The organism is Flammeovirga sp. SubArs3 (genome assembly GCF_947387565.1).
Classification (GTDB): domain Bacteria; phylum Bacteroidota; class Bacteroidia; order Cytophagales; family Flammeovirgaceae; genus Flammeovirga; species Flammeovirga agarivorans.
In genome coordinates this window covers 327025-345061 of the sequence record NZ_CANDOA010000005.1, presented here as the reverse complement: position 1 = coordinate 345061, position 18037 = coordinate 327025, and the positions used below count along the sequence as shown (strand labels likewise).

5 protein-coding genes are annotated in these 18037 nt (G+C 33.1%); all 5 read right to left on the bottom strand.

Annotated elements, in window-relative coordinates; translation table 11 throughout:
* Positions 1 to 213: 213 nt before the first annotated feature.
* Positions 214 to 6927 carry a hypothetical protein gene (locus QL232_RS16180; protein ID WP_281614897.1) on the bottom strand — a complete coding sequence of 2238 codons (6714 nt, stop codon included), beginning with the start codon at positions 6925 to 6927 and terminating at the stop codon, positions 214 to 216.
* A 519-nt stretch (positions 6928 to 7446) separates the two neighbouring features.
* Positions 7447 to 8994, bottom strand: a complete 1548-nt coding sequence (locus tag QL232_RS16175) for an arylsulfatase (protein ID WP_281614896.1) — start codon at positions 8992 to 8994, stop codon at positions 7447 to 7449.
* A gap of 144 nt (positions 8995 to 9138) precedes the next feature.
* Positions 9139 to 11535, bottom strand: coding sequence for a fibronectin type III domain-containing protein (locus tag QL232_RS16170; protein ID WP_281614895.1), 2397 nt, complete (start codon positions 11533 to 11535; stop codon positions 9139 to 9141).
* 53 nt (positions 11536 to 11588) lie between these two features.
* Entirely contained in the window at positions 11589 to 13535 is a 1947-nt protein-coding gene (locus tag QL232_RS16165) for a sulfatase (RefSeq protein ID WP_281614894.1), read from the bottom strand.
* A gap of 176 nt (positions 13536 to 13711) precedes the next feature.
* Positions 13712 to 17809 (bottom strand): ATP-binding protein, encoded by a 4098-nt coding sequence (locus tag QL232_RS16160; RefSeq protein WP_281614893.1) that lies wholly within the window; start codon positions 17807 to 17809, stop codon positions 13712 to 13714.
* Between the last annotated feature and the right edge of the window lie 228 nt (positions 17810 to 18037).

Below are 18037 nucleotides of genomic sequence, written 5' to 3'. Positions count from 1 at the left end.
AAAACTAAAATGTAAAAAGAACATTTAATTCCATTTACACATCAAATATCAAGGTTCAACAATGAAAAAGAGGCTCTTTTTTAGTTTTTAAAAGGGGGTAAAATCATCTATAAGTGTACATCTTACTGTAATGTATTGTAATCGGTGATTTGCTACTAGAAAACAATAAGGTTTGTAGAAGTACAAACCTTATTGTTAAGCTATTATGTCTATTTAATGGAAGATCGTTTTAAATTGATGATCATTAATATTGATAATATAAAGCTTGTTTTTTCTGAAATTGTAAGGGGCTTTGATTACATTTTTCAATTCAGAAAAGTATAATAGATTCCCTAATACATCATAGATTTTAATAGAGTAGGCAGAAGATGGATTTAACCCAATAATACCACTTGATGTTAATTTTATGGTCTCTAACTCATTTAAATCAGCGAATGAATTTTCCATCCTAAGTATAAATCGATTTTGACTGTCTTTAAAGTCATGATCAAAAGTGTACGCATTTTCGGATGTTAGCGGATATTCTAATTTCAATTTCTGATCTATCAATATCCACTGATATATATCCGAGTGCATATCAAGATGTTGAAGTGAGATGGTATGTTTCCCTTCTTGATCTGATTGAATAGAAAGCTTTAACACTGTACTTTCAAAATGTCTTGGAATACCTTGAATAGAATATTCCTTCTCTTCTATCAAAGTAGTGATCTTAAAATCTTTTTCTCCGAAACTTTCTGCATCAAATTGACGATCTATACCAAAGGAAGCATCATCTGTAAGTCCAATCATTGTTCTATTGGATTGTGTTACAGTACTCAATTCGAGTGTAAAGGAAGTAAAAGGCTTTTGCTTTTCTCTAAAAGAGCTTTGCTCAGAATTATGGCCAGCAACTCTCATTTCCTCTTTAAACTCTACCATATCAGCAGATGAAGTATCAAAGAGTTTCACAAAAAATCCTTGAGTAGTTCCTAAATGACGATTGTAATTTGTACTGTTATCATTTGAATTTTGAGCCAAAACCCCAACTCCATTGACAATGATAAAGTCAGAAGTCTCTATCTTACCATTGCTAGAAGTATCATCTAACAAATACACCGCTTGTACTAAATTCACATTATGTTTTAGAAAAGCATCTACTGAAATTGCCGAAGGATATGGGTTGGCTAACAGGTTCCATCCATCATTGGTATTAGAGACATCTACCACTATTTTACCATCATTCGGTATTCCCCTCAAAGTAATACTATCGTTGCCAGAAATAGCATATCCTTGTCCTAAGATAGAACTCTTGGACAAAACAGATTCCCAATGACCACTTTCATTATATTGATAGACATATTCACCTAATGAGTCAAATTGAATACGTTGATTACTTTTTATAGGGTAACCAAATAAAGTATACTCACTATTTTTAACAGGAAGTTTTCTTTCAATATTAACCGGCCCTTTTCGATTACCTTGGTAAGTTATTAATGAAGCTCCTGACTCAATGGTTAAGTTTCCATCAACAGTTAAATCACCCACAATTTCAAGGGTAGCATTATTTGATACTGTGACGTTAAATTGATCTTCAATAATAAAATCTCCTACTACAGTATCTTGGTCGATCACAATATCTTTGACAGTGATCAGAGTATCGTAATCAATTTCTTTTACCATCCATTGATATACAACAGTAGTTGCAGGAGCAACTTCAAAAGTAATCGAACTATCTGCTTCAATAGATAAATTCTCTACCTTTTCAAGAAGAATATTATCTGGTTCTGCAATCGAATTGCTTGATAATACATCATCCGTTTTAACCACCCATTTTTTCAACACCACACTATCCTTATCATAAAAAGGGTAATTGGTAATATCTACTTGTATATTTAACTGCTCGTCATCTGTGGTATTTGGCAAGAGTAAAGAGAAGACAGTAGAATCTTGATTGATACTTGCAGTGGGATACGTCTTATTAATAGTAAACCCATTATACTCGTAGCTATTGCCCGTATAATTCACTTTTACAAAAGTATCTTGATGTAAATGAGTAAATAGGTGGTAAGCCATCGCTTTAGCACTAGCATATTCTCCCCTAGGATCTACCATTGGAGTGTTGTCATTTTTAAAGTAAGAGTGAATCAAAGATAACCCTAAATCATCCGAATAGGTATTCACTACATCATAAAATAAGGTTGAAATTAAAGGTATACCAAGATAAGTTTTCCTTGCTCCATATTCTGTCATATGAAACTTAACATTTTCTGGAATGATGGTAGGATTATTATATTTGGTAAGGTACTTCTTGTGAGCTGCTATTTTATTTTTCCAATTTAGGCCTTCCCAAATACTACGTTTGTGCTGTACACTATCCGGTAGGTCTTTAGCATGATTATTTGGATAATAGTGATAAGCTACCCCATCATAAGGTTTATTATCCTCTGCCATTAGTTTATAGAAGTCTTCTTTTTCAAAACAGCTAATCACAGTTACAGAAGGGTCAACTGACTTTATCGCATCATAATAATCTGAAAAAGTAGCATGGTCTCCTGAGGTATAATCTAAAACTACGTTATAGCCTACTGGAGGTATTGCTCCTTGTATTCCATCACCAAATACTATTTCACCAGTTTTACTGTCTACCGTATAATGAAGATCAGACGCAGTCGAATTATCAAAATTATCTACTCTACTCCAAGTGATGTCGTTAATGCTTAAACGGAAGGTTTCAGATAATTTAACCGGTGCAAATTTTACATATAGCTTTTGTGAAGCCATTCCTGTCGTTGTACACTGATCAGCTACCCAAGAAGTATCAGCACAAGCCAATTGATTGGTGAATGCTTTGCTTCCTCCTCTTACATAGTGTTTTGCCTTTCCTCCAAGAATACGATCACCACCTCTAATTTCATCTCCGTCGTAGGGATAATTAAAGACACTCAATTCCCAATTACCGTATACTTCGTTTCCTATTTCCCAGTATTTGATATTATAGGGTTCAAAACTGCCATTTTGTGCTCTAACTGCCGCCCAATCTATTCCACCATTTGGGTTTTCCCCTACTTCAGCATTCATATATTCAACATAGTCTGCAACATCTTCTGGTGTTTCGTATTGGAAAGCAATAACCATCACTCCTTTATCAATAAAGGTTGTTTGTAAAAGCTTACCAAACTCATCTGGGCCAAACTCATTCCCTGCAGGTCGTGCATCATTATGAGCATATAAATTGGGTTTCCTATCTTCGACTGGACCAATTGCATTTTTCCAATGGTAAAGGTTGGCCATGGTTCCTCCTGGAAAACGATAAAGGGAAGCACCCGTAAATTTTGCTCTCTCAATAACATCTTGGTTGGCTTCATTATTTTCTACGTCCCATATCCCTTGACCTGCATCACTAAAGATATTATTTCCCCCAAACCACAAAGGATTTTTATGAGCCAAAATATCTTCTGCATCAATAGATAGTTTCACCTCTGTATTTTTATATATCTTACTTTGTAAAAGTTGTTCTTTGTTGACTAATAGATGATTATTTATACTATCTAACTCACTAATAGAAGCGTCACATTGATATAAAGTTGATTTCATAAATAACAGTTGATTCTGTATATAATCCACCTCATATTTTGGGTATGAACCTATTTCATCTCCAACAACTATTGTTGAAATAAACTGCTCTGTAGTATTAATATTGCTTTTTATATCAGTTATAATACTTGGTTTATTCCCATTCAATACATAGAAGTAATCTAGATTAAAAAGTCCCGTATTTTCATATGCAGAATTAAAATCAAACTTTATATTTTCTAAGTCTTTATAGGAAGTAAAAAGAGGTATATTTTCAAACTTTTTATAACCATTAATACTTATATCTAGCAGATTACCTTGCTTCAAATTAAGAAGTACTCCATACTTCGTTTCCTTTGTGAAATTAGTCTCTAATAACTTCGAATCATTTGAAAAAGTTGTCGGTCGATTACCATTTTCACTAATGGCATACGTGATATTACTCTTATCACCAATTTTAAGACTTAATAGATACTCACCTGTATTAGATAAAAAGTCTAATCGATTGATCATTGTATTTTTTGAGGCATTGAACTCAAACATGATACTATAATCATCGCCCAATTGTTCTTCAATAGTGTAGGTCAGTTTTGGCGTTTTAACACTTCCATCAGAAGACGCTTTTCTTTCCATAACCAATTGTTCATCCTGGATATAAATACAATCATTTGGATTGGTATCCACCCAGTTTGAAGGCAAAGTAGAATCAACAAAGTCATACTCTTCCAATACCCGACAATTTGGTCCAGGAGTATAAAGTTGTATTGAATTTAAGAATGAGGAGTAGGCAACTTTTGTTTTTTCAACTTCCGCATCTATATCCAAACTAGAAATACATGTTCTTAATAATTCATTAGAAGCATCAAGAGAGGACCTAAGAGCATTCGCAGACTGTTCGGGATATTCTCCATAATTATTACCAATGGATACTTTTTCTAATAATAAGTATCCGTTGAATATCTCTTTCTGTAACTTACTATAATTTGTGATTGTAGCTACTTTTAAATCATCAAAATAGAAAAAACCGGTATTGCTGTATGCATTAAAAAAGGAATATTTCACCTGATGAAGCGGCTCATTATTTTGAGGAGACAATGCAATCCGTTCTGCTCTTATGGAATTATTAATAGTGATGTCTACAGTGTTATTATTGTAAAAAAACAATTCAATTTTATAGTTAGTATTTTTCTCATAGAGCTCATCCAATAGTTGCTGATCTGATGGGAAGTTTGTCACTTCATTTCCATCTTCTGAGATAGCATAAAAAATATTTTTCTCAGCAACATTTCCCAAAACTAAACTTATAAGATGAAAACCTGAGGAGGTTATAAAATCAATTTTATTCCCTACAGAATTCTTTGATGAGTAAAAAGAAAATTCAACTTTATACGACTCACCGTCATTAATAGTAGGAACCGTCTGAGTTACTTCGGGAGTTAAGTAACTGTTGTTTACTTTTTTTCTTTCCATTACCAAATGACCATTTTCTACATAGACATGATCTGCAGAATTCACACTAAGGTGCTCATGAGGTACAGCTACATTACTGAATGTTTCATGATATAGATTGTTACATTCATAAACACCAGAATCATCAATAATATTGGCTTCAAAAGCTGAAATTACAATTTCTAAATTCTGATACTGTAAAGCTATTTCCTGTTGTGAAGGGCATTGAGTATCTATCAACTCAAGAGACTTATTGACTTCTGTTTCTAACTTAGTAAAATCTGTGGCAACGATTTGACCTTGCTTGGTTCCAATCGAAGTTTGATTTAATAAAGCTTGAGCAACAATTATCCTTTTTTCAAACTCCTCTTGTTGAATATAATCTACTATTGATAAATCATTTACAGTAAAAACACCTATTCCAACTGAGTAGTTAAAATCGAAGTAAATCTTATCCAAACTAATGTCATCAGCTAAAACAATATTCTCTTTTCTTAATTGGCCATCAATATAAATATCTAATTGATGATTGCTTTTTTGAACCAAAGTGATTTGATACTCTCTATCATTGGTAAAAGCCGTAGGTAATAATTTATTCGATGAAGGGAAAATCGTTGGCTTTGTTCCATCATTGGTATGATCAAAAGTAATGTTCGATTGATTACCTACTTTCAAGCTGACTAGGTACTTATTATTCAAAGATAAAAAGTCTATTCTCGTATTAATTTCACTAAGATTAGCTCCAACTGTAAAATCTATACGATAATTATCTTCCAATGACTTCTCCAAAGAATATGTAGTTCTGGGTGATTTAATGGCTCCATCAATTTCCATTCTATCGAAAACTAATTGTCCATTACTAACATAGAGTTGCTCTTTATTTTTAGAGTCATTGGTCCATTCAGATGTGAGTTCTGTTATTTCAAAGTCTTCCTGAATAAGTATACATTCTCGATCTTTTGATATTGGCAACCCAAAATCAGGAATTACACTCTTCTCAAAAACCGCTTTCGCCGTATTTAATGTCTTTAGTTGGTTGTCTACCTCAACTTGTAAAACACAATTCGATACCAATAGCTTACATTCATCAATTACCTTTTGAAAATTTGAGGTTTCAGTTTGGTAATACTGGCCCGGGTTTTCTCCAATAGTTACAGAAGCAAGAAAACTCTCTGCTTCTGCGATCGATGTATTGAGTAACGAATACTCTGTTTTATTTTCAATACTAAAATCTCCTATTCTGAATAGACCATTATTCTGATAAGCAGAATTAAACTCAAAATTCACTTGCTTCAATGTTTTTAAATCAATTAGAGGTAATGCTATATTACTTTTGACTAATTGGTCATTGATATAAATTCCAAGTGTGTTATTTGCATCCAACTCTAGAGTTACCTGATAAAGTGTTTCTTTTTCAATATTTGAAGCCAAAAGTTTATTTTCAAATGGGAAAGTAGTAGGCCTTTCACCACTAAGATCTATATCATAAATGATATTGTATTCAGAAAGGTTTCCGATTTTAAGGGAAAAGAGATACTTCCCTTCATCTGTTAAAAAATCTACTCTGTTTACGAAGTAATTTTTTGAGCAGGAAAAACTGAATTCAATAGAATACTTATCTTCGAGTAATTCTTCGATGGTATAGGATACTTTTGGAGTAACCGTGTTTCCTCCAATTTCTTTTCGGTCCAATACTAAGAAGCCATTGTTTGTATAGACCTGAGCAGAAGAAGAATACTCTACCCAATTTGTAGGTAAATTTGAGGTGTCAAAGCTTTCCTCTACGACAAAACAATTTTGAAATTCATTACTATAAAAAAGATTGAATTGATTCGTTATTTTTTTTAAGGCACCATCATTTGCCTCTGTTTTTTTATTTACAATCAGAAGTAAGATTGTAAGTAAAAAGAGTAAAATTCTTTTCATTTCTACTATTTATTTAATGTACAGTTAGTAAATACGTATTTAGCTTAATAAGTGTAAATATGACATCGGTTGATCTTGAAATGGAAAATATTTAGTTGAAAAGAGGGGATAAATTCATTTTCAATTTTAAATTATTTATTATCAGTAATTTACAATAGTATAGAGTTTTATTTATTCTCATAAACTGATTGATTATTAATAGGTTATTATGTTTATATAAAGTATCTATTATCTTATAATCGACCTTTTGAAATACATTAATTAAGTCTTTCAAAAAGAAAGAACAATTAGTCCCTTTATGGAAACTAAATTGTTTCTTATATCTACCTTCTATTGGCTAAGTTTGTATTAGGTAAAAAAATTATGAAAGTAGCAGATATTTTCATTTCATTTCATAAAAATATTGTAAAGTAAAGGACCTTATCATTGATTAGGTCTTTTTTTTAACCAAAAAATTAAGGTCACTATAACCATGTTGTTATAATGACCTTATTTTTTGTAGTATTCTAACTAAAAGAGTTATTTCATATTCTTTGGTTGAATTCCTCTTTTGATCAAATACTCATTGTATAGTGTTTTCACTAGCTCCGGATTATCCTCTGCAATATTTTTTGTCTGAGAGGGATCTAGCTTTAAATTATAAAGAGCCATTTCTGGAGAATTCCCTAACTCAATATTCACCTTCTTATTCACCTTCTTTCCTTTATAAGCTGGTATCAATACATAATCACCTTTTCGATATGAAGTTTTGGTACTTGCCTCTAATATTAAAGATTCTCTTCCTTCTGAAGATTTCCCTAGGAAAGCATCCATCACATTTTCTGAATCTTGAGCTTTCTGATGACTACCAACAAGATCTGCAAGTGAGGCAAATAAATCTACCTGACACACTAATGCATCTGATGTGCTTGGCTGTATTTTACCTTTCCAATAAGTGATAAAAGGAACATGTGCCCCTGCATCAAATAATGAATACTTTCCACCTCTTAGTCCACCGTTTGGATCATGCTCCCCCAATAATTCAACCGCTTCATCATAATACCCGTCATTAAGTACTGGTCCATTGTCTGAAGATAGAATAATTAGTGTGTTCTCTTCGATACCTTGTTGGCGAATCGTTTTCATTAATTCACCAATACACCAATCCGCTTCAATAATTACATCTCCTCTTGGTCCCATACCAGATTTCCCTATAAATCTAGGGTGTGGAGTTCTAGGAACATGAGGTTGCTGCATAGTATAAGTTAAGAAGAAGGGTTTCTCTCCATTAGCATTTTCAACAATAAAGCTTTTTACTTTAGCTAAGAAATGGTCAGCCATATCTATATCACTCCAGGTGGCACTTTTACCACCTTTCATATAACCAATTCTTGGAATACCATTTATGATTGAAGCATTATGTCCATGATGCCATTTCATAGAAGTAAGTTCAGGGTGACTCTTACCTGTAGGCTGTCCATCGAAATTTTCTTTGTAGTTAATTTCAATTGGATCATTCGGATCTAAATTTACTACATTACCGTCTTCAATATATACGGTTGGCACCCTATCTTGAGTCGCTGCTAAAATATAAGATAAGTCAAATCCGACCTCATTAGGTCCAGGATAAATTGACTTGTTCCAATCTTTATCATTTGTTCCAAGCCCCAAGTGCCATTTCCCAATAATACCTGTAGTGTATCCTGCCGATTGAAGCATCTTAGGTAATGTAACTTGAGTAGTATCAATAAGCATTGGTGCAGATCCTGGAAGAATCTGTGCATTTTTTCTCCATGGGTATTGTCCTGTAAATGCTGCATACCTTGATGGTGTACAAGTGGCTGAAGTAGCATACCCATTTTTAAAGTTAATCCCACCTAAAGCCAAAGCATCAAGGTGAGGTGTTTTTAAGTTTTTGTCGGCACCATTTACACCAATATCTCCAAAACCGAGATCATCAAAATATACAAAAATGATATTAGGTTTTAATAATTCTTTATTTTGTTGAGTACAGGAAGTAATTGTTTTTGTACATCCGGTATTCAATAATAAGTAAACTACACCTATATAAAATATTACTCTTTTCATTTTCTTATTTCGTTTGTTCAACTATTAAGATGGGGTGGTAAAAAGTAGTCCTCCTAAAAAAGGAGGACTATAATTTAAATCACACATCTTAATTGAAATGTCTTTCTATTTTCGAATAGAATGAAAACAGAACACATAGTATTATTACTTTGTATTTTTCTTTTTCGTCGTAAATGTGGCAATGTTAGAATAGAAATTACTTGCTCCATCTTCTGTAACTGATTTTACTCTGTAATACCATCTATTGCCCGATCTTTCCTTTGTATCTATAAATTCAGGTGATGTTAGGCCTTCTGCAACTAACTCATAAGAAGACTCATCCCAAGGAGATGGACAGTAATATACCGAGTACTTCCCTCCTCTATTATTATCAGAAGGTTGCCATTTTAATTTTACTCCCTCACCTTTTTCATTTGAAACTCTCAACCAATAAGGTGTCCATGGAATATTCTCAGAGGGAGTCACATTAAACACATTAGATGATTGACTATTGCCATTTCCATTATAAGCAGTTACACTTATTTCATATTCAATGTTATTTTTTAGTTTTTCAATAACATAGCCTGTAATGTTTTTAGCTTCTACTTCTTCAGAAAAGTCACCGTTTTCAGTCTTATACTGTACCTTATAACCATTGGCAAAAGGAACCGACTCCCAATGTACAATCACTTTTCCATCGTATTTGTAAGAACGCACTAATTTTGGAGCATCCGGCTTATTCACTTTGGTATTGACAATATTAGAAGACTCACTACTTCCTGATTGGTTTTTAGCTACAACAGAAAAGAAATACTCTTTGCTATGATCTAACCCATTGATTGTCTTTGTTGCTACTCCTTTCACCTTAACAGTTTGATTAAGGTTATTTTTTGAGGTGCCGTACTTAATGATATATTCATCTGCGGTATTTCTTTTCCACCATTTTAAAGTGGCAGCATTCTTCTCATGGCGAATAGAATATATTCTTGTTGGTTTTGGAGTTGGTAATTGATCTTTCGGCCAAGAAATAATGGTTACGCTATAAGGGCGAATTGTCACTTTTTCGCTACTAATAGCATTTTCCTCTCCATGTAATATTTCGCCCTGAGGAGTTTCTCCATATGAATATTTGATCGCTAACTTTTTATTGATTAGTGTACCATCTAATTTTACTTGAACCTTATGACCCTTATCAGAAGTATTGACAACCATTAGGTAATCGACCCTTTCATTTCCTCTATAACCTACTGCGTACAATGCATCCACCTCTTCTTCTTGAGCGGAAACTTTAGCAGAACCCGAAATCTTTGTGATATAGCTTTGATCACTGTTATTCAATACTCCATAGATATGTCCTAATGCAACTTTTTCCTCGCGAGCAGTGTAACTGTTAGGCAGATTACTTGGATCAAAATGTTCGTGGTTATTATACGCTTCAAATATTTTATTTTTGTACTTATTTTTTGCTCTTATAGCCTCACCCATATAGTGATTACCAATCATGTAAGCTCTCGGCTGAACAGACATTCTCATTAAGTACTCCGGATTGAACAAGTTACCGTACGCATGAGTATATCGCACTGTCTTGTTCCATAAACTAAATTCCGTAATGATCAGTTTAGAATCTTCCCACGATGTTTTTGTAAATCTGCCATCAAAGAAATCATCACTTGTAAATTTCCTAATTCTTGTTCTGATTCTTTCTAATTCTTTGTCATAATCCTTATTACCTGTGCCAAAGAATAGATAAGAGTGCATAGATACATAATCCCAGTTTCTTCCATTCTCTTTATGATACTTCTTAATCCCTTCAGCCCATTTTCCTGAGGATATATTATCAAAGGCATAGTTATGAGCTATTCTAGCGTCGGGATCAATTTCTCTTACCGCTTTTATAATTTCATCTACTTTATAGGCAAAGTCTTCGCCATTCTTGAAGAAATATTTTCCCTTCGGTTTTCTATATAATTGCGGTTCATTAGCCAATTGGTAAGCCTCAACAAGGATATTATTGTCTTTAATAAACTTAATAAAAGTCTTTACTTCTTCCGGAGATTGTACAAAAGGGTTAAGCGTAATGATTAGCCTTGACCCCACAGATCCACACAGATCATACATATCAGACAATCTATTTGGAATTTTCCCATTCACCCATTTTATATCATTGGGAACCTTTTCCTTCCACCCATCGTCACCATCTTCTTTATTGGCACTTTTAATTTGTTCATGATGCTCTTCAATATATAATCCTGTATTGAAATCAAGATAATCGTTTCTTGTTCCTGAAAAGTATCGTAAAAAACCTGGGTTGGCTTGTTGGACACCCTTTCTAAACACCGGATTATTATATGTCCAAGGTGTATCTCCAATACGCATATTGAACCCTGCAAATCCTTGATGAAGTGCAATAGGGTTTTTAGTAATTATATTGATCTTTGATTTGACATAACTACTATTCGGCTCTTCTTCATCGAAAACTGCTACAGTTGTTGAATCATTCAAAGACATCGAGTGAGCCCACGTAACACTAAATAGTGCCGTTAGTAATAATATAACTTTCATACTTATATTTTTAAGTTCTACCCCTATATCAATAAGGGTAGAATAATCTTATCTTAATTTGCTTGAGCAGGTAATAAATTATACTTCTGCTTTTGTTTGATCATATATAATGCTCCTTTACAAGTATCAAATACATCAAACCTCACATTCTTCAGATCTTCAGGTAAACTCTTGTTAGGTTTGAGCTTACTCAATGCTGTATTGTAAGTATCTACAAAATCAAGTTGATTTGGTAAGTAATCTTGGATATTTCTTAACGCATACCATTGATGAAACATGTCTGTACTCAATGCATATTTGTTCAGAACTGCTTTAGAAGCATCGTCTCTTTTCAGAGCATGTACAATAGTAGCCGCCTCAATTCTATTGAAAGCTGCTTTGTCATTTTCCATGATCTTAATAATTTTATCAAGATATGGTTCAGCATCTTCTTTTTGATTTTTCAAACCAAATAAAGCCCAATAACGTACCAATTCTTCTTTGTCATTCAATGCTGTCACTTGTTGCTCGATGACTTCTTTTCCTTTTCCACTTAACTCTGCAATAGGAAGAATCTTACTTAATGGATAGATTTCCTCATCCCCTTTATATTCAAATGGTGTTAATCCTGATTCTTTATCTAACCTAAGCATCTCCCCTGAAGGCATAAATTGAAGATCTCTAGTCGCTAAAATTTGCTCTTGGCAGAATGCTCTCATTTTTTCTAATTGCTCCTTATATTCAGGATCATCAGCAAGGTTATTCATTTCCCAAGGATCATTCTTTAAATCATAAAGTGTTTCGTAAGCTCTTTCCTCTGTGAAAATTGACTTTTGAAATCCTTTTAATCGATTTTTCCAAAGATCATCTCTCATAGTAACATAGATCTTTGAATGCCCTGTGTAATGCTTGTATTGTAGCTCTGGTAAAATTGGATTGTAAATTCTAGAATAGATAAAACGCCCGTCTGAAACTTCTCTTGTGATATCTCTAGCATCATCTGTTCCGTCCTTTGCACCATAGAACATTTCTTTCTTAAAAGAAGAAGATAAGAAGTTTCCTCCTTCCATATGTGATGGAATTTCTACACCAGCTAACGATAATACAGTAGGACCTAAATCTTCAAAACTCATTACTTGATCCGTTGCTTTTCCCGACTTAAATGGAGTAAGTCCTTGGTATTTCTTAGGAACATATACATAAAGAGGCACTCTATGTCCTGTATTCAAGCCATTTCCTTTCCCTCGAGGCATCGCTTCTCCATGGTCAGAATAGATAAATACTATCGTATTATCTTCTAGCTTGTCTTTCTTTAATTCATCTAATATTTTTCCAATCGTATAATCTGTATAGTTGATACAATTATAAATTCTCGCAAAATGTTTACGCATTTTAGGCGTATCTTTTATATACTCTGGCAGCACCACTTCTTCCGGTGTTGTTCTAAATTCTTCTGGAAGATTATTATATACCTCCTCAATGTATTTTTTCTCAGGATTTACAAACTTACGGCTCGCATGAGAATACATGATATTAAATACACTAAAGAAAGGTGTTTTTTTAGTTGGACGATTTCTCCAATGAGCATTTCCACTTGATTCGTCCCATGCTTCTTTTGTGAAAGCTGGAGTCTTCATCACATTGTAGTCTTTCTTCTTGTTATTCGTCGTATAATACCCTTCCTTTCTTAAGTAGTAAGGAAAGCCTTTCACTTGACTAGGTAAGTTGACTTTTGAACGGTGATTACCTGTACCAATAGAAGTCGCATGTAGACCTGTTATAATTGCAGACCTAGATGCCGAGCAAATTGTTGCTGTTGAAAAAGCAGAATTAAATCGGATACCTGTTTCAGCCATCTTATCCATTACAGGAGTTTTTGCGGCCGGATTATCATATATCATATGAGGAGATGTATCCTCAAAGGTAATCCATAAGATATTAGGTTTGTCAGCTTTATTCTGAGCATACCCTGACATAATGGAGATGAATACCAGTATGTTTATTAATAATAATTCTTTCATTATATAAAAAAATAAGTGCTCTAAAATTTCTTTATACAAGTATAATTTACACCTAATGAATTTTGGGGTGAGGATTCTCGCAAATGGAGTATTAACTAAAATGCCCCCTCTTAAAAATGAAATAACCATTTACAAAAACACCTTGTAGTATTATATTCCACAAGGTGTTTTTCCCTTTATTCTTGTGTTTCTTCAGAGAAACTTTTCATTTTTTTCATGTATTCAGTCGATGACATACCGTAATGTTCTTTGAAACATTTTCTAAAATATTTAATGTCTCCAATACCTACTTCATCAGCTATCTCAAATACTTTTTTATCGCCTTTCAGAAGTAGTTCTCCAGCTTTTCTCATACGTATGTCTTTCACAAACTCGATGATAGATTTACCTGTCACTTCCTTAAGTTTCTTATATAACACAGATTGTGACATTCCCATTTCTGTAACAATGGTATGTACTTTAAAATCTGGTGAACTCAGATACTTTTCTACAATTGTTACCATCTCTTTCAAGAACTCTCCTTCTTTTTCTTCCTCATACAACGAAATCGGTTTTTGCAACTTGATAACATCATTGTACATCGTCGATAACCTTTTTCTATGCTTTAATGTATTGTATACTGTTTTTTTAAGAATCGCAGGACTAAATGGCTTGGTAATGTACATATCTGCACCATACTCAAGGCCTTCTAATTCATGAGAAGTAGACGTTCTTGCCGTTAATAAGAATATTGGAATATGCCATGTATCGGGATCTTTCTTAACATGCTTACAGAAATCCAGTCCATCCATAACAGGCATCATGATATCACTAATAATAAGATCTATTTCTTTGTCTTTCTTTATGATATTTAGAGCTTCCTGCCCGTTTTCTGCATCCAACACTTCACAAGACCCTTCAAATAAATTGATGATAAAGTTTCGAATATCAGTGTTGTCTTCAACTATCAAAATCTTAGCTCCTTCTATTTTCTGATTTTCTTCTTCATCCTGTTTTAGATTTACATCTTCAATAAAATAGTTTTCAGGAAGGACTTCAGACGTATTATTTTCGACTGTTTTCATTGGCAATTCGATCACAAATGTAGTTCCTACAGCTTCTTTACTTGTTACAGATAGTGATCCTTCATGCACCTCGATAATTTCTTTTGCGATAGATAATCCGATGCCAGAACCTGAGATTCTGATAGAATTTGCATTTCCTGTCTGATAAAATCTATCAAATATTTTACTGATCGATTTTTCGTCAATTCCTAAACCATTATCTTCTACTGTAATAGATAATGTAGGTTGGTTGTCTTTCTCAAACGTATTTAATTTAAGCTTTATCGCGCCGCCTTCCTCAGTAAATTTAAAAGCATTCGAAAGTAGGTTCATAAACACAGTTTCCATCTTACTTTTATCAAAGGCCATGATATAGTCCCCTTTTTTCGATGTAAACTTGTAATCTATTTGCTTCGATTTGGCTTTATAATTAAAGGTGGTAAATATCTCATGGATAAAGTCATAGAAGTTACCATTCTGAAGGTTTAGCTGAATTTTTTCATTCTCAATCTTTCTAAAATCAAGGAGTTGATTCACCAAATCCAATAGTTTATTTGTTTGATTATAAGCCAATAGCACTTTTTCTCTTAAAGATGATTTGATAGAATGATTAGAAACTAAATCCTCTAGAGGTCCCTTCATTAAAGTTAAAGGTGTTCTTAATTCATGACTGATATTAGTATAGAATTTCAGTTTCTGATCAATTAATTCTTGATCTTTTTCTCTTTCTAACTCAGTGATTTCCAATTTATGAGCTAGTTTCTGTTGTCTTAGATAATTAATGTTGATGATCACAAGGATGACCATAACCACAATGATCAAAGTGAGGATAAAATACCATTGCTTCCAGAAAGGCTTTTCAATTTTTATTTTTACAGTTGCAGGTATAGACCATTCGCCGTTACTGATTCTAGTTCGTACATTAAAAGTATATTCTCCAGAAGGTAAGTTGGAGAAATAGACCTTATTTTCCCCTTTATTTACTCGAATCCAATGACTATCATAACCTTCAAGTTTATACTGATACTCTACCTGATTCACCGCTGAAGGATAAATAGCAATAAAACTGATATTAAAGTTTTTCTGATCAGGACCCAAAACAAACTTATCGGTAATATGCAGTCCTTTCTCCAAAATAACTCTACCATCTACTTCTTGACCAATATGTACAGGCGATTCATTAACACTCAGGCTTGTAAGGTTTATCGTCGGATTAAAATTATTGTGTATTAATTTATTTGGATCAATAAATGAGAGGTTTTCGACACCACCGAAATACATAATACCATCCTCTGCAAGGTAATCTGCTCCTACTTTAAAACCATTTTCATTCTTTACACCATCCACTCTAGAGTAGATAATATTTTCTTTCGTTTGGGGATCGTAACTAGCAATTGTACCTCCTGCATACCAGATCTTTTTCTGAATAGTATCCACTAATAAACATTCAATATCACTATCCGAATTCGTCGCATTTAACTTTTCGAATATCCCTTTTTCCTCATCTTTTAAAAGGTTCAACCCCCCACCAATGGTTCCTACCCATATCTTATCATTAAAGTCTCTTACTACCGACCAGGTATAATTTGATGATATAGTTGTTGCATCATTTAGATTACTTTTATAATGTCTAGTAGACTTAATTTTATCATTTTCTACTGTTAATCTAAATAAACCGTAGTTCATTGTACTTAACCAAATCAGATCTTTTTTGGGTTCATAGTAAAGATTGGATACCTGAATTTCATTATTATCGTACCCTTCGTACAACTGAACTGTTTTCTCTGAGATGTTGTATCTAAATAAAGGTAGATCATGACTGCTTACCCAAAGATTGTTGTACTTATCTTCGAATAGATCTTGTATATACGATATCTTACCTCTTACTTTCTCTGCATTTTTTATTTCATTTCTCGCATTTATCCATTCTAAATCTGCAATGGAAGTAAATGGTTTCTTCGATACCTTTAGGCCATTATTTCTTGTACCAATCCAAATTCTACGGTCTTTTGTGACTAAAATTTTTGTTACAAAATTACTATTATTAAAAACCCTAGAAGTAGTAAACTCTTTTTTATTCAAGTCATAGAAGTATAAATCAGTATCCATACTTCCGATCAATAAATAATTATCAATCTTACTAATGCTTGTGATAAACCCTTTCTTTATACCATCTTCCTGTCCGGTTTTTAAAGGGATATTATCAACTACTTGGCTTTTGGTGTTGATATATCTTACTCCAATAGCATTACAGCCGATCCAAAGAGAGTTCGAGTTATCCTTGTATAATACCGAGATTCTATTCACCATAGACGATTCATCAGGGATCAGATGTCTTGGTTTACCATGTTCTGGTTTAATCCAGATGCCATTATTTGTACCAATCCAAAGTTCATTGTTTTCTCTTTTTAAGAAACCGGTTACTTCGTTGATTTTTTTGTTGGCAAGTATCCTCTTAACATTTCCTGTCTTCAGGTTAAACTTATAGGCCGATTGGTTTGTACCAATTAAATAGTTATCCTTATTTATTTTGAAGATCTTTTTTAGATCGATGATATTTTTATTCTTGAAATTCACCTTCTTAATGTCATCTCCTTTCTGTCTTAAGTAAAGACCATTTCTTGAACAAACCCATAAATTACCATCATCATCTGCTAGAATACTTCGAATTCTATAATCTTTTTTTGTCAAGTCATTAATGATTTTCAACTTCTCGATTTGTACAGGCTTACCATTAGCATCAAGGTTCACTTGATAGACAAATCCTTTTCTAGAAGCTAAAAATAGTTTATCACCATAGCCATCCATGTAGAGCAATGACATTGTTCTTAAATCCAATAGATTCACATTGTCCTTGTCATTTAAAAGATGGAAATTTTTTATGGTGTAATCGTCTGTATTGAAGATTGAGATACCATGATTTTCTAGTAGTAGGTATAAGTAAGGACCTTTCCCTTTCTTCATAGCAATAATCCTATTGGTGGGAAAATCACTTTTATTGAATTGGTTGTATTGAAAATTGGTGACCTCTTTACCATTAAACATACTCAACCCTTTTAGAGTCGCAATCCATAAAAAACCATAGTCATCCTGACAGATTCCTCTAACATCAGAATGGGCTAATCCTTGGGAAACTGTCAACTTTTGGATTTCAAAGTTTTCAACTCCAAGACTATTAATAGGTGTTAGTAAATAAAGTACTAAAAAAATTACTTGATATATATACTTCATAACAATACATAAACTCATTTACTATTTAGAATGCATTCAAGAAAACAAGCGATTTTAATAAAAAGCCTATTTTTCTCTTCTTGGTTCTAAACATTTACTATAAGACAAAAAACATAACTAGGGTAGATTTCATTTCAATGGATAGTTATATTTTCATTACATACTCTCTCCTAAAAATAATAAGTATTTATGTAATTCACTTATTATTTATGGACAAAAAAGGAATAC

Bases quoted from the DNA above. Each gene is read 5' to 3' on its own strand.
- QL232_RS16180 (WP_281614897.1), bottom strand. From the start codon at position 6,927: ATGAAAAGAATTTTACTCTTTTTACTTACAATCTTACTTCTGATTGTA.
- QL232_RS16175 (WP_281614896.1), bottom strand. From the start codon at position 8,994: ATGAAAAGAGTAATATTTTATATAGGTGTAGTTTACTTATTATTGAAT.
- QL232_RS16170 (WP_281614895.1), bottom strand. From the start codon at position 11,535: ATGAAAGTTATATTATTACTAACGGCACTATTTAGTGTTACGTGGGCT.
- QL232_RS16165 (WP_281614894.1), bottom strand. From the start codon at position 13,535: ATGAAAGAATTATTATTAATAAACATACTGGTATTCATCTCCATTATG.
- QL232_RS16160 (WP_281614893.1), bottom strand. From the start codon at position 17,809: ATGAAGTATATATATCAAGTAATTTTTTTAGTACTTTATTTACTAACA.